Here is an 18,653-nt window from a genome sequence, read left to right on the forward strand (position 1 = left end):
CGCTCCTTCCGTGGAGACCATCATGCTCGATGTCCTGATACTCATGGCTTCCTCCCTCGTCCTGGCGGTGCTGATCTTCAAGGGATAGCAGCCAGCGCAAGACGGCGGAACGGCGCGGCGCGCGTCCGCCCCGCCGCCCGGGCCATCAGGCGCTCAGGCCGCCGCCAGCGCCGGGGTGGCGCTCATGGTGCCCTGCTCGCGCAGGCGCGCGTGCCAGGCCAGCGCTTCCTCGATCAGGTGCGGCGTCTGGCCGCCGCGCCGTCCGGCGCGCGTCACGTAGTCCTGCAGCAGGTCGCGGTAGAGCGGGTCCGCGCAATTGGCGATGATCTGCTGCGCGCGCTCGCGCGGCGCCAGGCCGCGCAGGTCGGCCAGGCCGTGCTCGGTCACGATGACGTCGACATCGTGCTCGGTATGGTCCACGTGCGAGACCATCGGCACGATGCTGGAGATCGCGCCCGCCTTGGCCACCGACTTGGTGACGAACACCGAGATATGCGCGTTGCGCGCGAAGTCGCCGGAGCCGCCGATGCCGTTCATCATGTGCGTGCCGCCCACGTGCGTGGAATTCACGTTGCCGTAGATGTCGCACTCCAGCGCCGTGTTGATGGTGATCAGGCCCAGCCGGCGCACCAGCTCCGGATGGTTGCTGATCTCCTGCGGGCGCAGGATCACGCGCGAGCGGTAGCGCGCCAAGTCCGCCAGGAAGCGCGCATAGACCGGGCCGCTCAGCGTCACCGAGGAGGCCGAGGCGAAACTCAGCCGGCCCGCGTCCAGCAGCTCGATGGTGCTGTCCTGCAGCACCTCCGAATACATCTTCAGGTCGCGGAACGGCGAATCGACCAGGCCGTGCAGCACCGCGTTGGCGATGGTGCCGATGCCGGCCTGCAGCGGCTGCAGCGACGGCGCCAGCCGGCCCGCGCGGACCTCGTGCAGCAGGAATTCGTTGAGGTGCCCGGCGATCTGCCGGGTGTCCTGGTCGGGCGGCAGCGCGCTGGACGGGCTGTCGTCCTTCTGCGTGATGACGATGGCGGCGATCCTGGCCGGGTCCACCGGGATGTAGGTCAGGCCGATGCGCTGGTCCACCGCGGTCAGCGGGATCGGCTCGCGGCCGGGGCGCGGCGTGGGCAGATAAATGTCGTGCAGGCCTTCCAGCTCGGCCGGCATGTTGAGGTTGATCTCGACGATGACCTTCTCGGCCTGCATGGCGAAGCTGGCGGAATTGCCCACCGAGGTGGTCGGCACGATGCCGCCGCTCTCGGTGATGGCCGCCGCCTCCACCACCGCCACGTCCACCGGCGCGATCTGGCGGCCGCGCAACTGCTCCACGGTCTCGGACAGATGCTGGTCGATGAACATCACTTCGCCGGCGTTGATCTTGCGCCGCAGGGTCGGGTCGACCTGGAACGGCAGGCGCCGCGCCAGCACGTTGGCCTCGGCCAGGATCTTGTCGGTGTCGTTGCCCAGCGAGGCGCCGGTCATCAAGGTGATGCGCAGTGGCTCGGTCGCCGCGCGCCGGGCCAGCGCCTCCGGCACCGCCTTGCAGTCGCCGGCCCGGGTAAAGCCGCTCATGCCCACGGTCATGCCATCCCGGATCAGCGCGGCGGCGGCATCCGCCGGCATGATCTTGTCGAGGAGGCTGGCCAGCCGGATTCGTTCCTTGTACATCTTATATGTCTCCATGAAACCTGCCCCGACCGGCCGCTGGCTGGCGCACGCCGTGGATGGGCCTTGCCCCCCGTCCGGCTCGCGCTGGCTACCCGACGGTAAGGCGCAGATAAGCAGTGTAGCCAGAGCGGACATATTCCAGCGGCGATATAAAGTCATGGATCCTAGTCGCTAAATTCATACCTGCCCCGGCGCCACCCGGCCATCACACGACTGACACGCCGCGCGCCTCTTTATGCTCTACAGTAGTTAGCAGGCTCATGCCGCCCCCGGCCCGGCACCGCACCACGGCGCCGCGCGGGCCCGGCGCGCATGGACCTGCCGAAACGACCCCGGGGAGACACCATGCTGGCGGAAAGCGAAACGCGACTGGCCCGGTTGCTGGCCGACCTGATGCAGTTCGCCCAGGGGCGCCTGCCCGGCGACATGTTCGCCAGGGCGGAGCCGTTCCTGCGGCACTACTACGACCTGGCCGACGCCGACGACCTGCTGCAGCGGGAAGTGGCCGACCTGTACGGCGCGGTGATGGCGCACTGGCAGACCGCGCAGCGCTTCGTCTCCGGCAGCGCCCGGCTGCGGGTCTACAACCCCAACCTGGAGCAGCACGGCTGGCATTCCGACCACTCCGTGGTGGAGATCGTCAACGACGACATGCCGTTCCTGGTGGATTCGGTGACGATGGAGATCAACCGGCTCGGGCTGGCCCTGCACTCCGCCATCCACCCGGTGTTCCGGGTCTGGCGTGAGGCCGACGGCAGCATCGCCAGGGTCGCGCTGCCCGGCGACGGCGAGGCCGGCGCACCGCCGGCGAACACAGCGGCGAACACAGCGGCGGACACAGCGGCGGACACGCCAGCCGCGGGCGGGCCGCGGCTGGAATCGTTCATCCACTTCGAGGTCGACCGCTGCGGCGACGCCGCCACGCAGGAAGCGCTGCGCAACGGCATCGCGCGCGTGCTCGGCGACGTGCGCGCCGCGGTCGAGGACTGGCCCGGCATGACCGCCACCGCCGCCGCCACCGTCGAGACGCTGGCCCAGCCCCCGCACGGCCGCCAGCCGGAGACCCAGGAAGCCTGCGCCTTCCTGCAATGGATGCTCGACGACCACTTCACCTTCCTCGGGCAGCGCGACTACGAACTGATCACCCGGGACGGCCGCTTCTACCTGCGCGGCGTGGCCGGGTCCGGCGCCGGCATCCTGCGCGAGAGCCTGCGCCCGGCGGAGGCCGGCGCGCTCACCGAGCTGCCGGCGGCCGCCAGCAGCGTGATCGAGGGCAGCTCGCCGATCTTCGTCACCAAGGCCAACTCGCGCGCGACCGTGCACCGGCCCGGCTACCTGGACTACATCGGCGTCAAGCTGGTCGACGCCAACGGCAAGCTGTTCGGCGAGCGCCGCTTCGTCGGGCTCTACACCTCCACCGCCTACATGATGTCGTGCGCGGAGATCCCGCTGGTGCGGCGCAAGTTCGCCAACGTCCTGGCGCGCGCGGGCTTCCTGACCAAGGGCCACCTGTACAAGTCGCTGGTGACCATCCTCGAGCAGTATCCGCGCGACGAACTGTTCCAGGCCGACGAGGACGAGCTGGCCGACATCGCGCTGGGCATCCTGCGCCTGCAGGAGCACCAGCGCATCCGCCTGTTCGTGCGCCGCGACCGCTTCGACCGCTTCGTCTCCTGCCTGGTGTTCGTGCCGCGCGACAAGTACAACACCGACCTGCGCCAGCGCATCCAGAAGCTGCTGATGACCGCGTTCCACGGCAATGGCTGCGAGTTCACGCCGCAGTTGTCGGAGTCGCCGCTGGCGCGCATCCAGCTCATCGTGCGCGGCGAGCCCGGCACCATGCCCGAGGTCGACCCGGCCGAGCTCGAGGCGCGCATCGTGCAGGCCGCGCGCCGCTGGCAGGACGACCTCGCCGCCGCGCTGCTCGACAGCAACGGCGAGGAACAGGGCAACCGCCTGCTGCGCCGCTACGGCGATGCGTTCCCGGCCGGCTACCGCGAGGACTATCCGGCCCGCACCGCGGTGCGCGACATCGAGCTGATGGAGGCCGCGCTGGCCAGCGGCGGCGTGGCCATGAACCTGTACCGGCCCATCGAGGCCGCGCCCGGCGCGTTCCGCTTCAAGGTCTACCGCGCGCGCGAGCCGATCGCGCTGTCGCTGAGCCTGCCCATGCTGGAGCATCTCGGCGTGCGCGTGGACGAAGAGCGGCCCTACCTGATCGAGCCCAGCGGCGCGGCGCCGGTCTGGGTGCACGACTTCGGGCTCGAGATGGCCGACGGCGTGGCCGCCGGCGCCGGTGCCGACCTCGGCGCCGACATCGAGCGCATCAAGGCGCTGTTCGAGGATGCCTTCGCGCGCGCCTGGAACGGCGAGATCGAGAACGACAATTTCAACCGCCTGGTGCTGCGCGCCGGGCTCGCCGCGCGCGACGTCACCATCCTGCGCGCCTATGCGCGCTATCTGCGCCAGGTCGGCTCGACCTTCAGCGACGCCTACATCGAGCGCGCGCTGACCGGCAACCCGGCCATCGCCGCGCAACTGGTGGCGCTATTCGCGGCGCGCTTCGACCCGGCCACCGAGGCCGCGCGCGCGGCGCACTGCGAGCGGCTGCTGCAGGCCATCGGCGGCGCGCTCGACCAGGTGCCGAACCTGGACGAAGACCGCATCCTGCGGCTGTTCCTCGGCGTCATCAACGCCACCGTGCGCACCAACTATTTCCGCCACGGCGCCGACGGCGGGCCGCGCCCGTGCCTGTCGTTCAAGTTCGACCCGGCCCGCGTGCCGGGCCTGCCCGAGCCGCGCCCGATGTTCGAGATCTGGGTCTACTCGCCGCGCGTCGAAGGCGTGCACCTGCGCGGCGGCCCGGTGGCGCGCGGCGGCCTGCGCTGGTCGGACCGGCGCGAGGACTTCCGCACCGAGGTGCTCGGCCTGATGAAGGCGCAGATGGTCAAGAACACCGTGATCGTGCCGGTCGGCAGCAAGGGCGGCTTCGTGGTCAAGCGCCTGCCGCCCGCCGGCGACCGCGACGCGGTGCTGCAGGAAGGCATCGCCTGCTACCAGACCTTCCTGCGCGGCCTGCTCGACGTGACCGACAACCGCGTCGCCGGCGCGCTGGTGCCGCCGCCCGAGGTGGTGCGCGACGACGGCGACGACCCCTATCTGGTGGTGGCCGCCGACAAGGGCACCGCGAGCTTCTCCGACTACGCCAACGCGATCTCCGCCGAATATGGCTTCTGGCTCGGCGACGCCTTCGCCTCGGGCGGCTCGGTCGGCTACGACCACAAGAAGATGGCCATCACGGCGCGCGGCGCGTGGGAATCGGTCAAGCGCCATTTCCGCGAGATGGGCATCGACATCCAGTCCACCGATTTCACCGTGGCCGGCGTCGGCGACATGTCCGGCGACGTGTTCGGCAACGGCATGCTGCTGTCGCCGCACATCCGGCTGGTGGCGGCCTTCGACCACCGCCACATCTTCCTCGACCCCGCGCCCGACCCGGCCGCCAGCCTGCGCGAGCGCCAGCGCCTGTTCGCGCTGCCGCGCTCGAGCTGGGCCGACTACGACGCCAGCCTGATCTCGGCCGGCGGCGGCGTGTTCCCGCGCACCGCCAAGGCCATCGCGCTCACGCCCGAGGTGCAGGCCTGCCTGGGCACCAGCGCCGCGGCGCTGTCGCCGGCCGACCTGGTCCACGCGATCCTGCTGGCGCCGGTCGACCTGCTCTACAACGGCGGCATCGGCACCTACGTCAAGTCCAGCCGCGAGACGCATGCGCAGGTCGGCGACCGCAGCAACGACGCGGTGCGCGTCAACGGCGCCGAACTGCGCTGCAAGGTGGTGGGCGAAGGCGGCAACCTCGGCTTCACCCAGCTCGGGCGCATCGAGTTCGCGCTGCACGGCGGGCGCATCAACACCGACGCGATCGACAATTCCGCCGGCGTGGACTGCTCCGACCACGAGGTCAACATCAAGATCCTGCTCGGCCTGGCGGTGTCCGACGGCGAGATGACCGAGAAGCAGCGCAACAAGCAACTGGCGGAGATGACCGACGAAGTCGGCCTGCTGGTGCTGGAGGATAACTACTACCAGACCCAGGCACTCTCGGTGGCCGGCCGCGGCGCCGCCGCGCTGCTCGACCAGGAAGCGCGCCTGATCCACTGGCTGGAGCGCGCCGGGCGCCTCAAGCGCGCGCTGGAGTTCCTGCCCGCCGACGAGGAAGTGGTCGAGCGCAAGGCGGCCGGGCTGGGCCTGACCTCGCCCGAGCGCGCGGTGCTGCTGGCCTACAGCAAGATGTGGCTGTACGACGAACTGCTCGCATCGAGCCTGCCCGAGGACCCGCTGGTGGCGGGCCTGCTGCCGGCCTACTTCCCGCGGCCGCTGCGCGAGCGGCATGCCGAGGCCATGCTGCGCCACCCGCTGCGGCGCGAGATCCTGTCCACGCACCTGACCAACACGCTGGTCAACCGCGCCGGCGCCACCTTCGTCCACCGCATGCTGGAAGAGACCGACGCGGGCCCCGCGGACATCGTGCGCGCCTGCCTGATCGGCCGCGACGTGTTCGGGCTGGAGCCGCTGTGGGCCGAGATCGACGCGCTCGACAACCGCGTCGACGACGAAGTGCAGGCGCGCATGTTCGCCGCCGTGGGCCGGCTGCTGGAGCACGCCAGCCTCTGGTTCCTGCGCCATGCGCGCGCCGGCGGCGGCCAGGACGGCGGCGAAAGCGCGCGCTACGCCGAGGCCGCGGCCTGGCTCACGCCGCAGTTGCCGGCGCTGCTGGCCGCGCCCGAGGCGGCGGCGCTGGCCGAGCGGCGCCAGGCGCTAGCGCAGGCCGGCGTGGACGACGCGCTGGCGCTGCGCGTGGCCGCCGGGGAAATCTGCGCGGCCGCGCTCGACATCGCCGACGTGGCGGCCGCCACGCAGCGCGGCCTGGCGCTGGTGGCCAGCGTCTACTTCGCGCTCGACACCGAGTTCAGCTTCGGCTGGCTGCGCGAGCGCGCCCAGGCCCTGCCCGCCGACAGCCACTGGGACCTGCTGGCGCGCACCACGGCGCTGGAAGACCTGGGCCGCCTCAAGCGCGCACTGACCGTGAGCGTGCTGTCGCAGCCGGTGGAGCTGGACACCACGGAGAAACTGATCGAAGCCTGGCGCAACGGCCGGCAAGCCCAGATCGAGCGCTTCTCGCGCATGCTGGCGGACCAGCGCGCCTCGGGCGCGGCGGGCTTGTCGATGCTGTCGGTGGCGATCCGCGAGATCGGGCTGCTCGAGCGCAGCCAGCCCGGCTGCTAGGACGATCGGGCATTCGGGCGCTCGGGCGTTGGGACGTTGAGGACATCCGGGCAGGCGGCGCCGCGCGGAAGCTGGACGCGAGCGCCGGGCTTTGGGGACAATGGGCGCATCGCGCCCGCCGCCTTCCGCGGCGGCGCCAACCGGACCCGCGATGAACCGAACCCTCAAGACCGCAATCGCGGCGGCGCTCGCCGTCGCCGCCACCAGCTATGCCAGCCCCTACTGGACGCTCTACCAGATGCGCGCGGCCATCCAGGCGCACGATGCCGACAAGTTCTCGCGCTACGTCGACTACCCCGCCCTGCGCGAAAACCTCAAGGAGCAACTGACCGCGTCGCTGCAGCAGAAGCTCGGCGCGGCGCCGGCCCTGCGCGACACGCCGCTGGCCGGCATCGGCCAGGCCATCGGCCAGGCCGTCATCCACACCATGATCGACACGATGGTGTCGCCGGCCGGCGTGATGGCGCTGATGGCCGGCGAGAAGCCCGCCGCCGCGCCTTCGGCACCTTCGGCGCCGCCGGCATCCGCCCCCGCCCCGCGGCAGGACTCGCCGGGCGCGGAAGACAGCGCACCGAAGCGCGAAGCCGCGAAGGACGCGATCAGGTATGCGCTGTCCTACCGCGGCCTGAACACGGTCGAGGCGTCGGCCACGAAGGACAACGGCGAGCGCATCGTCATCGGCCTCACGCGCGACGGCCTGTGGCGCTGGAAATGGAGCCGCATCGCCTTGCCGGACGTCGCCTTGCCCGCGCGCTAGCGCGCGGGAGGCGGCCGGCTCAGCGCACCCACTTGGCCTCGAGCAGCACCGCGGCCTTGATGGCCGCGACGGTCTCTTCCTCGCTGCGGAATTCGCCCAGCAGGCGCTTGGACTTGCCGCTCAGCACCGCGGCCTGCAAGGCCTTGGCAGAAGCCTCGGAGGTGCCCGGGTGCCAGCAGTAGCGCGCCGTCCAGGTGCCGTCCTGCAGGCGTTCGGCCACCCAGATGACGCGGAAATCCTCGAACACAACCCCGAAAGGTTCGTCTTCGTCCATCACACATACCTCCAAGACTCGTGATCGCTCCCCTCGGACAACACGGCCGTGCGCGGGCGGCCGGTGCCAGCAAGGCTGTCCGGCCGCGATCGGCTTCGGCACGGGCAGCGTGTCGCCGTCTTGCGGCGATCTGATCGGTCAGGGCTGGAGGCCCCCCTGATTTTTGCGTGATGCTAGCATGCGGCGCGGCGGTTCTGCCAGCGGTGCCGGCCGCCTCAGGTGGGGGGAATGTCGTGGCTGCCGCGTACCAGCAGGTCGGCCGGGCCGTCGCCCAGCACGCGCGGGCGGCGTGGCTGCAGTTCCAGCCCGAGGCGGATCAGCAGCTCGAACGCATCCGCCAGCAGATGCTGCTGGCGCGGCAGCAGGCTGGCGTACGGCATGTCGTAGATGGACTGGTGGGCACCGCGCGTGCCCTTGAGGCCGCGGTCGCGCGCCATGTCGGACAGCAGCGCGGCGAAGCCGTGCAGGTCCTCGGCGGCCAGGGCGGTGTTGAGCACGGCCGCCAGCACGTGTGGCGGCGACGAACCCCAGCCTATGGCGTCGGCGTTGGCCGCGCCCTTTTCGGATGCATCGAATGAGTTCATACCCCGATTAACGACCGCGACCCGCCGCCATGTAGGCCGGGACGCAAAACTTCTGGCGCGCGCGGCACCGCCGCTCAGTCCGCCGCATAGGCAACATGGTCCACCGTGGCATCGATCAGGCGGCAGGCGCGCGCCTGGGCACGGTCCGCCACCGCCAGCAGATCGCCCTGCTCATGGCCCATCCACGACTGCAGCGGCGAAGGATTGCGCACCTCCCCCTTGCCCTCCCGCACGATCGACGCGCTCACCAGGCAGCCGCGCGCGTGCTGCTGCACCGAGATCAGGACCACGTGGCCGCGGTAGTGCAGCGTTCTCGATTCGCTCATGATGTCTCCCTTTGCCGGGCATCGTAGCATGCCGCGGCGCAACGGGAGCGCGGCGCCGGCAGCGGGTCAGACACACTCCAGCGGCCGCTCGTGCGGGCGCCGCCCCATGCGCCAGACATTGGGCGGGTCGCCGTGGGCCGCGTTCTGGAACATCCACGCGCCGCACACCGTGCAGTGCCACGGCCGGTCCACCCAGCGCGAGTTGATCTCCAGGCCGAGCGCGCCCGCGCCGGACGCGGCCAGGTTCTCGTGCGGCAGCACCGAGGCCGGCGCGCCGACGAGCAGATGGCAGGGATCGCAAGCCTGCATGCCGTTACTCCAACGAGGCCGCCGGCGGCCGCTTCACGAAGCGCCGCCGAACGGGTCGGCCGCGCCCTGGCCCGGCAACTCGGCCAGGTCGAATTCGTCGCGCGCCTTGTCCACCACGATGCGGATGCTCTTCTCGAAGCCGCTGGCATTGCCGAACGCCTTCATGTCCCAGTTGCGCCCGCGCGCGTCGCGCGGCTGCGCCTGCGGCAACGGCACGCGCACCTTCGCGCCGTCCTCGATGATGTCGTCGATACGCTGGATGCGCCGGCTCACCTCGTCCTGCAAGGCCCGTGCAGAGCGTTCGCGTTTGGCCATCGTCCACTCCTCGTCGTTGCGACCGGATGCTGCGGAAACCCGATGCCGCGAAAAAAGGCCGCGGCGATGCCGGCGCCTGCAGCGAACAAACGTCTGTTCCGCAAGACATGCAGAGCGCGCGGCCACGCCTTGATTGTAGAGTCAGCGCCGGAGCACTACAAACCCGATCATCTGCCCGCGTTCGCGCAAAGTGCCGATGTTTTTCCGGCCATGACGACATGGCTTCGATCCTTCGCGGCAATGGCCCGGCAATTACGTAAATTGACCGATGCGCGGGTATTGCGGATATTCGAACATTTTGCGGATGCAAAAAGAAGCGCGGACAAAAAGAAAAAACCCGCACAGTCTTCACTGTGCGGGTTTCTCATGATACTGGTCGGGGCGAGAGGATTTGAACCTCCGACCACCTGCACCCCATGCAGGTACGCTACCAGGCTGCGCTACGCCCCGAAAGAAAAAGATTATATCAGAAGCATTTGCTCGCTGGCTAGACCCTTGATGCACTTTTTACTGGTGCCGCGCGATCTGCCGAAGCTGCGCGAGCAGGTGCTGGACTTCCACCAGCTCATTGCGCAGGTTGTTGATGTCGAGCGAGAAGACCGGCGCCTCGTCGGCCGCCGCCGCGACCGCGGCCTGTTCTTCCTCGGCCGGCGCATGACCGTGCTGCCGCCCTTCGTCGAGGCGGTTGCGCGCGCCGTTGATGGTGAAGCCCTGCTCGTACAGCAGGTCGCGGATGCGGCGGATCAGCAGGACTTCATGGTGCTGGTAGTAGCGCCGGTTGCCGCGCCGCTTGACCGGCTTGAGCTGCGTGAATTCCTGCTCCCAGTACCGCAGCACGTGCGGCTTGACAGCGCAAAGCTCGCTGACTTCGCCGATGGTGAAGTAGCGCTTGGCGGGAATCGGCGGCAACGAAATGCGTTCGCTGGGTCTTTCCGACATACGGTGAATGGGCGGGCTTCAGGCCGTGCCGGCAGTGGTTGGCATGCCCGCGCGGACAGGTGCGCGGGCACGCGGGGCGATTCGGTACGGCAACCGAAGCGGCAATCGAAACGACGGACAGATGAGCAGGATAGCGACTGGCGGCGCGGCTGGCAAACCGGCGTCAACCGGCGACGTGAACGCGCGACGCCAGTTCGCGGCGTCAGCCCGGCACCGCGATGCCGGCGCGTTCCTCCACCAGCGCCTTGAGCTTCTGGCTGGCATGGAACGTCACCACGCGCCGCGCGGTAATGGGAATGATCTCGCCGGTCTTGGGATTGCGCCCGGGGCGTTGCGGCTTGTCGCGCAACTGGAAGTTGCCGAAGCCGGACAGCTTGACGCTGTCGCCGTGTTCCAGCGCTTCGCGAATCACGTCGAAGAAGGCCTCGACCATGTCCTTGGATTCGCGCTTGTTGAGACCGACCTGGTCGAACAGCATTTCGGCGAGCTCGGCCTTGGTGAGCGTGGGTACCTCGGCGGCGCGGGCGTCGGTGGCCTCGTCGTCGAGCGATGCTGCCTGCCGGTCGCCTGCCTCACCCATTGCTGCGGCCATGAGATGCGCGTGTCGATCGTTCATTGTCATTCAGTGTGCGATCCGCCCGGATGCGGATGTCCGGGCGCTCCATTGTCATGTCGTCACGCCAGCCGGCGTGCCCGCTGGTTCAGCCGCGCAGCCGCGCCTGGAAGGCAGCGCCCGCGGCTTCGACCATGCAGCGCACCGCGCTGTCGACGGTTTCGTCCTGGAGGGTCGCCCCAGTATCTTGCAAGGTCAGGCGGAACGCAAGGCTTTTCTCGTCCGCGCCGATGGCCGCGGAAGCGGCCTTCGGGCGGAACTCGTCGAACAGCGCGAGGCTCTGGCAGTAGCGCCCGTAGCCCTGTTTTTCGAGCGCCGCGCGCATGGTGTCGAGCAGGTCCTGCACGCGCACGGCCTGCTTCACCACCAGCGCGAGGTCGCGCACCGCGGCCGGGAACCTGGAGATTTCGGTGTAGCCCGGCAGCCCCACTTCGCGCAGCGCCTGCAGGTCCAGCTCGAACACCACCGGCGCCTGGCTGAGCTCGTATTCCTGCAGCCAGCGCGGATGCAGTTCGCCGATCACGCCGGCCGGCTTGCCGTCGATCAGCACCTGCGCGGCGCGGCCCGGGTGCAGCGCCGGATGCGAGACCGGCTCGAAGCGCGCCACGCGCGGATGCAGCAGCGCCTCGACGTCGCCCTTGACGTCGAAGAAGTCCACCGGGCGCGTGGCCACGCCCCACTGTTCCTCGAAGGCCGGGCCGTAGGCGATGCCGCCGGCCACCAGCGGCTGGCGATAGCCCGCCACGGTCAGGCCGCCGTCCGCCACCGACGCGTCGCGGTGGAACACGCGGCCGACCTCGAACAGGCGCACGCGCGAGGCCTTGCGGTTGAGGTTGTAGCGCACCTTGTCGAGCAGGCCGCCGATCAGCGTCGAGCGCATCACGGCAAGCTGGCTGGCGATCGGGTTGAGCAGGCGGATCGGGTTGTCGTTGGCGGCGAAGTCGCGTTCCCACTTCTCTTCGACGAAGGCGAAGTTGATCACTTCCTGGTAGTCGCGCGCGGCGATCGCGTGGCGCACCACGTGGTTGGAGCGGCGCGCCTCGCCGGTCGGGCGCATCTCGCTCTCGGCCACCGGCGGGCGCGCCGGGATGCGCTCGAAGCCGTAGATGCGCGCGACTTCCTCGATCAGGTCTTCCTCGATCTCGATGTCGAAGCGGTAGCTCGGCGGCGTCACCACGAACACTTCGCCGTCGGCGCCCTGCTCGCGCGTGAACTGCAGCCGCAGGCGCTGGAACACGTCGGTGATTTCCGCCGACGACAGCGCGATGCCGAGCACGCGCTCGGCGCGCGCCACGCGCAGGCGCACCGGCTTGCGCTGCGGCAGGTTGACGATCTGGTCGTCGACCGGGCCGGCCTGGCCGCCGCAGATCTCGAGAATCAGCGCGCTGATGCGCTCGATGTGCTCGACCGTGGTGGCGTAGTCCACGCCGCGCTCGAAGCGGTGGCCCGCGTCGGTGGCGAAGTTGTAGCGGCGCGAGCGGCCCTGGATCGCCTCGGGCCACCAGAACGCGGCTTCGAGGTAGATGTTGGCAGTGTCGAGCGAGACCGCGGTGCTGTCGCCGCCCATGATGCCGGCCAGGCTCTCGATTTCCTTGTCGTCGGCGATCACGCCGACCTGCTCGTCGAGCTCCACGGTGTTGCCGTTGAGCAGCTTGAGCTGCTCGCCCTTGCGGCCCCAGCGCACGTCGAGCCCGCCGTGGATCTTGTCCAGGTCGAACACGTGCGAGGGGCGGCCCAGCTCGAGCATCACGTAGTTGGAGATGTCCACCAGCGCGGAGATGCTGCGCTGGCCGGCACGCTCGAGGCGCTGCACCATCCAGGCCGGCGTGGCCGCGCGCGCGTTCACGCCGCGGATCACGCGGCCGGAGAAGCGGCCGCACAGGTCGGGCGCCGACACCTTGACCGGCAGCTTGTCGGCCAGCGTCACCGCGACCGGCGTCATCTCCGGCAGCGTCAGCGCGGCGCCGGTGAGCGCGGCGACTTCGCGCGCCACGCCGTGGATCGACAGGCAGTCCGCCTTGTTGGGCGTGAGCTTGATGACGAAGACCTGGTCGTCGAGGTCCAGGTACTGGCGGATGTCCTGCCCGACCGGCGCGTCCGGCGGCAGGATCATCAGGCCGCCGTGGTCTTCCGACAGCTTGAGCTCGCGCGCCGAGCACAGCATGCCGAAGCTGTCCACGCCGCGCAGCTTGCCGACCTTGATCTCGAACGGCTTGCCGCCCGCCTCGGCCGGCGGCAGCACCGCGCCGACCAGCGCGCACGGCACCAGGATGCCGGGCGCCACGTTGGGCGCGCCGCACACGATCTGCAGCGTCTGGCCGGTGCCGGCATCGACCTGGCAGACGTTGAGGCGGTCGGCGTTGGGATGGCGCTCGGTGGCGAGCACGCGGGCCACCACCACCTTGTCGAACGGCGGCGCGACCGGGCCGACCTCTTCCACCTCCAGCCCGGCCATGGTCAGGCTGTGCGAGAGCGCGTCGGTGGTGACCTTGTCGGGATTGACGAAACTGCGAAGCCAGGATTCCGAGAATTGCATGGCGCTTCTGATCCGGTAAGTATTCTGTTCTGTTGAGTCGGTGACGTTAGGCTCTGGCGCGCGGGCGCCTCAGGCGAACTGGCGCAGGAAACGCGCGTCGCCTTCGAAGAACAGGCGCAGGTCGTTGATGCCGTAGCGGAGCATGGTCAGGCGTTCGAGGCCGGAGCCGAAGGCGAAGCCGATGTAGCGCTCGGGGTCCAGCCCCATGTTGCGCAGCACGTTCGGGTGCACCTGGCCCGAGCCGGAGATCTCCAGCCATCTGCCGTTGCCGAAAGCCATGTCGATTTCCGCCGACGGCTCGGTAAACGGGAAGTACGACGGGCGGAAGCGCACCTGGATGTCGTCGCGCTCGAAGAACTTGCGCAGAAAGTCGGTGTACACGCCCTTCAGGTCGGCGAAGCTCACGTCCTCGCCGATCCACAGGCCCTCGACCTGGTTGAACATCGGCGAGTGCGTGGCGTCGCTGTCGACGCGGTACGTGCGGCCCGGGCAGATCACCTTGATCGGCGGCATCGCGCGGCCCTTGTACTTCTCCACGTGCATGCGCGCGTAGCGGACCTGCATCGGGCTGGTGTGGGTGCGCAGCAGCAGGAGCTTGCCCTCGCTGTCGCGGCCGTCCACGTAGAAGGTGTCCTGCATCGAGCGCGCCGGATGGTTGTCCGGGTTGTTCAGCGCGGTGAAGTTCATCCAGTCGGTCTCGATCTCGGGGCCGTCGGCCACGTCGAAGCCGACCGAGCCGAAGATCTGCTCGACGCGCTCCCAGGTGCGCATCACCGGGTGCAGGCTGCCGCGCGCCACGGCGCGCCCGGGCAGCGTGACGTCGATGGCCTCGGCGGCCAGCCGCGCGTTCATCAGCGCGTCGGCCAGCGCCTGGCGGCGCGCGTTGAGCGCGGCCTCGACCTGCTGCTTGGCCTGGTTGATGCGCGCGCCTTCGCTCTTGCGCGCCTCCGGGTCGAGCTTGCCGAGGCTCTTGAGCAGCTCGGTGAGCGCGCCGGTCTTGCCGAGAAAGCGGGCTTTTTCGTTTTCCAGCGAGGCGTTGTCGTTGGCGGCGGCGAAGGCGGCCTGGGCGTCGGCGACGATTTGATCCGGATCCAGAGACATGGCGGCGGTCGGCGATAAATTTGGCGTCCGGGTCACGGGAAGGGCCCGGGCGTGGGTTGGCACTAGGTGCGATGTGGGTGCCGGGCCCCGCGCGGCACCGGGAGCGGCGCGGGGCTCGTTTCGGATGCCGTCTCGCCCGCCGCGCCCGCCTGGCCGGCGGGCACGCAAGAAGACACAAACGGCATTCGAAATGAAAACGGGGCTCGGTGAGGAGCCCCGTTCTTGCAGGTCCGCCGGACGCGAATCCGGTGGAGATGCTGTCGACCTTGCGGTCGGTGCTTGCCCCCGGCCCGCCGCGCAGCTAGCGCGCCGGGCCGGAGCCGGCATCAGGCAACGGAGGCTTTCACCTGGTTGACGATGGCGGCAAAGGCAGGCTTGTCATGGATGGCCATGTCCGACAGCACCTTGCGGTCCAGTTCAATCGAGGCCTTCTTCAGACCGTTCATGAACACGCTGTAGGTCAGGCCATGCTCGCGCGTCGCGGCATTGATACGCGCAATCCAGAGCGCGCGGAACACGCGCTTCTTGTTGCGGCGATCGCGGTACGCGTACTGGCCGGCACGCATGACCGCCTGCTTGGCGATGCGGTAGACGTTATTGCGACGGCCGCGGAAACCCTTGGCAGCGTCGATGACTTTCTTGTGGCGGGCCCGTGCAGTGACCCCACGCTTGACTCGAGGCATGAAATGCTCCTTTCGTTTTCGTTAGGGGTTATGCGTAGGGCATCATTGCGCGAACGGACTTCAGGTTCGTCTCATGGACGTCCTGGGTGCCGCGCAGTTGACGCTTGTTCTTGGTGGTCTTCTTGGTCAGGATGTGACGCTTGAAGGCCTGGCCACGCTTGAACGAACCGTTCGGACGCGCAGTAAAGCGCTTGGAAGCGCTTTTCTTGGTCTTCATCTTCGGCATGAAAAACTCCAGCTCTATGACATGCATGCAGGTGGCCGGCTGGCGCCGACGCTTGCATGACCCGCATCCACTTGTTGTTGCGCGGCGCCACGAGGGGCTGTCCGCGCCGTATTCGCGCACCGCCGCGCCCGGCGGAATTCTCCACCTGGCCGCGGCGACGCGCAGAATCTTACTTCTTCTTCTTGGGAGCCAGCACCATCACCATCTGGCGCCCTTCCATCTTCGGCATCTGCTCGACCTGGCCGACTTCTTCCAGGTCCGCCTTCAGGCGTTCGAGCACACGCGCGCCGATTTCCTGGTGCGCCATCTCACGGCCGCGGAAGCGCAGCGTGATCTTGGTCTTGTCGCCGTCTTCCAGGAACCGCTTCAGGTTGCGCAGCTTGACGTTGTAGTCGCCGTCATCCGTACCCGGCCGGAACTTGACTTCCTTGACCTGGATGATCTTCTGCTTCAGCTTGGCGTCGTGCGCGCGCTTGGCTTCCTCGTACTTGAACTTGCCGTAGTCCATGATACGGGCAACCGGCGGCACCGCGGTCGGCGCGATCTCCACCAAGTCCAAGTCCTTATCCTCAGCCAGGCGAAGCGCGTCCATGAACTTGACGATGCCGAGCTGCTCATTATCAACCCCGACCAGGCGCAATTCGGGTGCGCTGATTTCGCGGTTGATGCGATGACCTTTGTCTGTAGCGATGTTGCGTTACCTCAAGAAGACAAAAAACAAGCCGTGCTCATCCCATCAGGCTTTGCTGGCAACGTCCTGTTGCAGACGCTCCACAAACGCGGAAACGGGCATCACACCCAGATCCGCATTGCCACGGGCACGCACGGCCACTTGATTGGCATCCCGCTCCTTGTCGCCCACTACCAGCAGGTAGGGAATCTTCTGAAGGGAATGCTCGCGGATTTTATACGTAATTTTCTCGTTACGCAAATCCGCCTTGGCCCTAAATCCTTGTTTTAGCAGTGATTGCACGACGTTTTCGGCATATTCCGCCTGCGAGTCGGCAATATTCATCACGATGACCTGTTCCGGCGCCAGCCACGCGGGCAGCGCGCCGGCGTGATTCTCCAGCAGGATGCCCAGGAAACGCTCGAACGAGCCCAGGATGGCCCGGTGCAGCATCACCGGGCGCTTGCGCGCGTTGTCCTCGGAGACGTATTCGGCGCCCAGGCGCTCCGGCAGCACCAGGTCGAGCTGCAGCGTGCCGCACTGCCACGAGCGGCCGATCGCGTCCTTGATGTGGTACTCCACCTTCGGGCCGTAGAAAGCGCCCTCGCCCGGCAGTTCCTCCCACTCCACGCCGCAGGCGCGCAGCGCCAGGCGCAGGCCTTCCTCGGCGTGGTCCCAGACCTCGTCCGAGCCGGCGCGCTGGTCGGGGCGCAGCGACAGCTTGACCGCCACGTCCTTGAAGCCGAAATCGTCATAGACCGAGAAGGCCAGTTCGTTGAAGGCCTTGGCCTCGGCCACGATCTGCTCTTCCGTGCAGAAGATGTGCGCATCGTCCTGCACAAAGCCGCGCACGCGCATCAGGCCGTGCAGCGCGCCCGAGGGCTCGTTGCGGTGGCAGGCACCGAACTCGGCCAGGCGCAGCGGCAGGTCGCGGTAGGAGCGCAGGCCGTGGTTGAAGATCTGCACGTGGCCCGGGCAGTTCATCGGCTTGATCGCGTAGTCGCGCTTTTCCGACTCCGTGACGAACATATTTTCCTTGTAGTTCTGCCAGTGGCCCGACTTCTCCCACAGCGAACGGTCCATCACCTGCGGCGTGCGCACTTCCTCGTAGCCGGCCTGCGTCAGGCGGCCGCGCATGTACTGCTCCACGGCCTGCCACACCTGCCAGCCCTTCGGATGCCAGAACACCATGCCGGGCGCCTCTTCCTGCAGGTGGAACAGGTCGAGCAGCTTGCCCAGCTTGCGGTGGTCGCGCTTCTCGGCTTCCTCGAGCATGTGCAGGTAGGCTTCCTGGTCTTCCTTCCTGGCCCAGGCCGTGCCGTAGATGCGCTGGAGCATCTCGTTCTTGGCGTCGCCGCGCCAGTAGGCGCCGGCCACCTTCATCAGCTTGAAGACCTTGAGCTTGCCCGTGGACGGCACGTGCGGGCCGCGGCACAGGTCGACGAACTTGCCTTCGCGGTACAGGCCGATTTCCTGGTCCTGCGGAATCGACGCGATGATCTCGGCCTTGTACTTCTCGCCCATCGACTCGAACAGCTTCACGGCCTCGTCGCGGCTCCAGACTTCGCGCGTCACCTGCTCGTCCTTCTTCGCGAGCTCGGCCATCTTCTTCTCGATGGCGGCGAGGTCCTCGGGCGTGAAGGGGCGCTTGTACGAGAAGTCGTAGTAGAAGCCGTTCTCGATCACCGGGCCGATCGTCACCTGCGCGTCCGGGTACAGCTCCTTGACGGCGTAGGCCAGCAAGTGCGCCGTCGAGTGGCGGATCACGTCGACGCCGTCGGCGTCCTTGTCCGTCACGATGGCCAGGCTCGCGTCCTGCTCGATCCGGTAGCTGGTGTCGACCATGCGGCCGTCCACCTTGCCGGCCAGGGCCGCCTTGGCCAGCCCGGCGCCAATGCTCTGCGCCACTTCTGCGACCGTCACCGGGCCGGGAAACTCGCGGCGGGAACCATCCGGCAGCGTGATTGCGATCATCTTGCACCTCATCAGGAATCCGCCCGCCGGCGTCTGCGCGGCGGCAAGCGGATGAAAAGCATCTTGTAGCACCGGGCAGCCATGCGGGGCACGGGCCAGGCAGCGGGGATTTCGCGCGGTCGCATCGGCCGGCGACCGGCAGCATAGCAGGCGGCTAACGAGCGACAGACGAAAAAAAACGCAGCCAAGGCTGCGTTTTTCTCGATTTCAACTCCGGCCGGACCGGGATCAAGGCGCACCTCGACTACTGTCGCTAATTAGCGGTAGTAGTTCGCGATGTCTTCATCATGGCGCCTTCCGTTCCTGTGAGCGGGTTGAACCGGTACTGCGAAACTGGGTACTGCGAATTGGTACTGCGCTACTGCGGGGTTACTGCCTGCTGCAATGCTTTTGGTAGG

Annotated in this window: 16 protein-coding genes and 1 tRNA gene; 2 read left to right on the forward strand and 15 right to left on the reverse strand. The window is 68.3% G+C overall.

Annotated elements, in window-relative coordinates; genetic code table 11:
* Positions 1 to 153: 153 nt before the first annotated feature.
* Entirely contained in the window at positions 154 to 1,665 is a 1,512-nt protein-coding gene (gene scpC, locus AC3WXD_RS10310; protein WP_020206201.1) for a succinyl-CoA:acetate CoA-transferase ScpC, read from the reverse strand.
* A gap of 345 nt (positions 1,666 to 2,010) precedes the next feature.
* Here scpC and AC3WXD_RS10315 point away from each other — a divergent pair, with 345 nt between their 5' ends.
* Together AC3WXD_RS10315 and AC3WXD_RS10320 are read left to right on the forward strand one after the other, a co-directional pair.
* Positions 2,011 to 6,948 (forward strand): NAD-glutamate dehydrogenase, encoded by a 4,938-nt coding sequence (locus AC3WXD_RS10315; RefSeq protein WP_492323634.1) that lies wholly within the window; start codon positions 2,011 to 2,013, stop codon positions 6,946 to 6,948.
* A 151-nt stretch (positions 6,949 to 7,099) separates the two neighbouring features.
* On the forward strand, positions 7,100 to 7,705 hold the full coding sequence (locus AC3WXD_RS10320; RefSeq protein WP_492323635.1) for a DUF2939 domain-containing protein: 606 nt from the start codon (positions 7,100 to 7,102) through the stop codon (positions 7,703 to 7,705).
* A gap of 19 nt (positions 7,706 to 7,724) precedes the next feature.
* Here AC3WXD_RS10320 and AC3WXD_RS10325 read toward each other — a convergent pair whose 3' ends face one another.
* The 14 genes from AC3WXD_RS10325 to thrS form a co-directional block, all read right to left on the reverse strand.
* Entirely contained in the window at positions 7,725 to 7,979 is a 255-nt protein-coding gene (locus AC3WXD_RS10325) for a hypothetical protein (RefSeq protein ID WP_020206204.1), read from the reverse strand.
* A gap of 215 nt (positions 7,980 to 8,194) precedes the next feature.
* Entirely contained in the window at positions 8,195 to 8,563 is a 369-nt protein-coding gene (locus AC3WXD_RS10330; protein WP_020206205.1) for a hypothetical protein, read from the reverse strand.
* A gap of 74 nt (positions 8,564 to 8,637) precedes the next feature.
* Positions 8,638 to 8,889 (reverse strand): hypothetical protein, encoded by a 252-nt coding sequence (locus AC3WXD_RS10335; protein ID WP_454731394.1) that lies wholly within the window; start codon positions 8,887 to 8,889, stop codon positions 8,638 to 8,640.
* Positions 8,890 to 8,955: 66 nt separating this feature from the next.
* Positions 8,956 to 9,198, reverse strand: a complete 243-nt coding sequence (locus AC3WXD_RS10340) for a hypothetical protein (protein WP_020206207.1) — start codon at positions 9,196 to 9,198, stop codon at positions 8,956 to 8,958.
* Positions 9,199 to 9,231: 33 nt separating this feature from the next.
* Positions 9,232 to 9,513, reverse strand: coding sequence for a hypothetical protein (locus tag AC3WXD_RS10345; protein WP_020206208.1), 282 nt, complete (start codon positions 9,511 to 9,513; stop codon positions 9,232 to 9,234).
* 373 nt (positions 9,514 to 9,886) lie between these two features.
* A tRNA-Pro gene (locus tag AC3WXD_RS10350) sits at positions 9,887 to 9,963 on the reverse strand.
* A gap of 57 nt (positions 9,964 to 10,020) precedes the next feature.
* Positions 10,021 to 10,452 (reverse strand): MerR family transcriptional regulator, encoded by a 432-nt coding sequence (locus AC3WXD_RS10355; RefSeq protein WP_029044283.1) that lies wholly within the window; start codon positions 10,450 to 10,452, stop codon positions 10,021 to 10,023.
* 202 nt (positions 10,453 to 10,654) lie between these two features.
* Positions 10,655 to 11,068, reverse strand: a complete 414-nt coding sequence (locus tag AC3WXD_RS10360; protein WP_492323636.1) for an integration host factor subunit alpha — start codon at positions 11,066 to 11,068, stop codon at positions 10,655 to 10,657.
* 85 nt (positions 11,069 to 11,153) lie between these two features.
* Positions 11,154 to 13,601: a phenylalanine--tRNA ligase subunit beta gene (gene pheT / locus AC3WXD_RS10365; protein ID WP_454731390.1), complete on the reverse strand. Its 2,448-nt coding sequence runs from the start codon at positions 13,599 to 13,601 to the stop codon at positions 11,154 to 11,156.
* A 69-nt stretch (positions 13,602 to 13,670) separates the two neighbouring features.
* Positions 13,671 to 14,696, reverse strand: coding sequence for a phenylalanine--tRNA ligase subunit alpha (gene pheS, locus AC3WXD_RS10370; RefSeq protein ID WP_196812941.1), 1,026 nt, complete (start codon positions 14,694 to 14,696; stop codon positions 13,671 to 13,673).
* 332 nt (positions 14,697 to 15,028) lie between these two features.
* On the reverse strand, positions 15,029 to 15,385 hold the full coding sequence (rplT, locus tag AC3WXD_RS10375) for a 50S ribosomal protein L20 (protein ID WP_029044285.1): 357 nt from the start codon (positions 15,383 to 15,385) through the stop codon (positions 15,029 to 15,031).
* 28 nt (positions 15,386 to 15,413) lie between these two features.
* The gene (gene rpmI, locus AC3WXD_RS10380) at positions 15,414 to 15,611 is read right to left on the reverse strand and encodes a 50S ribosomal protein L35 (RefSeq protein ID WP_006575466.1); all 198 of its coding nucleotides are present in this window, start codon (positions 15,609 to 15,611) and stop codon (positions 15,414 to 15,416) included.
* Between the two features lie 169 nt (positions 15,612 to 15,780).
* Complete coding sequence (gene infC, locus AC3WXD_RS10385; RefSeq protein WP_081651578.1) at positions 15,781 to 16,302, reverse strand: translation initiation factor IF-3; 522 nt, start codon at positions 16,300 to 16,302, stop codon at positions 15,781 to 15,783.
* Positions 16,303 to 16,347: 45 nt separating this feature from the next.
* Positions 16,348 to 18,255, reverse strand: coding sequence for a threonine--tRNA ligase (gene thrS, locus AC3WXD_RS10390; RefSeq protein WP_020206216.1), 1,908 nt, complete (start codon positions 18,253 to 18,255; stop codon positions 16,348 to 16,350).
* Positions 18,256 to 18,653: the final 398 nt, after the last annotated feature.

It is taken from the genome of Cupriavidus sp. FW216-B1, assembly GCF_058789195.1.

Coding starts and splice junctions, on each gene's coding strand:
- scpC (WP_020206201.1), bottom strand. CDS start 1,665: ATGTACAAGGAACGAATCCGGCTGGCCAGCCTCCTCGACAAGATCATG.
- AC3WXD_RS10315 (WP_492323634.1), top strand. CDS start 2,011: ATGCTGGCGGAAAGCGAAACGCGACTGGCCCGGTTGCTGGCCGACCTG.
- AC3WXD_RS10320 (WP_492323635.1), top strand. CDS start 7,100: ATGAACCGAACCCTCAAGACCGCAATCGCGGCGGCGCTCGCCGTCGCC.
- AC3WXD_RS10325 (WP_020206204.1), bottom strand. CDS start 7,979: ATGGACGAAGACGAACCTTTCGGGGTTGTGTTCGAGGATTTCCGCGTC.
- AC3WXD_RS10330 (WP_020206205.1), bottom strand. CDS start 8,563: ATGAACTCATTCGATGCATCCGAAAAGGGCGCGGCCAACGCCGACGCC.
- AC3WXD_RS10335 (WP_454731394.1), bottom strand. CDS start 8,889: ATGAGCGAATCGAGAACGCTGCACTACCGCGGCCACGTGGTCCTGATC.
- AC3WXD_RS10340 (WP_020206207.1), bottom strand. CDS start 9,198: ATGCAGGCTTGCGATCCCTGCCATCTGCTCGTCGGCGCGCCGGCCTCG.
- AC3WXD_RS10345 (WP_020206208.1), bottom strand. CDS start 9,513: ATGGCCAAACGCGAACGCTCTGCACGGGCCTTGCAGGACGAGGTGAGC.
- AC3WXD_RS10355 (WP_029044283.1), bottom strand. CDS start 10,452: ATGTCGGAAAGACCCAGCGAACGCATTTCGTTGCCGCCGATTCCCGCC.
- AC3WXD_RS10360 (WP_492323636.1), bottom strand. CDS start 11,068: ATGAACGATCGACACGCGCATCTCATGGCCGCAGCAATGGGTGAGGCA.
- pheT (WP_454731390.1), bottom strand. CDS start 13,601: ATGCAATTCTCGGAATCCTGGCTTCGCAGTTTCGTCAATCCCGACAAG.
- rplT (WP_029044285.1), bottom strand. CDS start 15,385: ATGCCTCGAGTCAAGCGTGGGGTCACTGCACGGGCCCGCCACAAGAAA.
- rpmI (WP_006575466.1), bottom strand. CDS start 15,611: ATGCCGAAGATGAAGACCAAGAAAAGCGCTTCCAAGCGCTTTACTGCG.
- thrS (WP_020206216.1), bottom strand. CDS start 18,255: ATGATCGCAATCACGCTGCCGGATGGTTCCCGCCGCGAGTTTCCCGGC.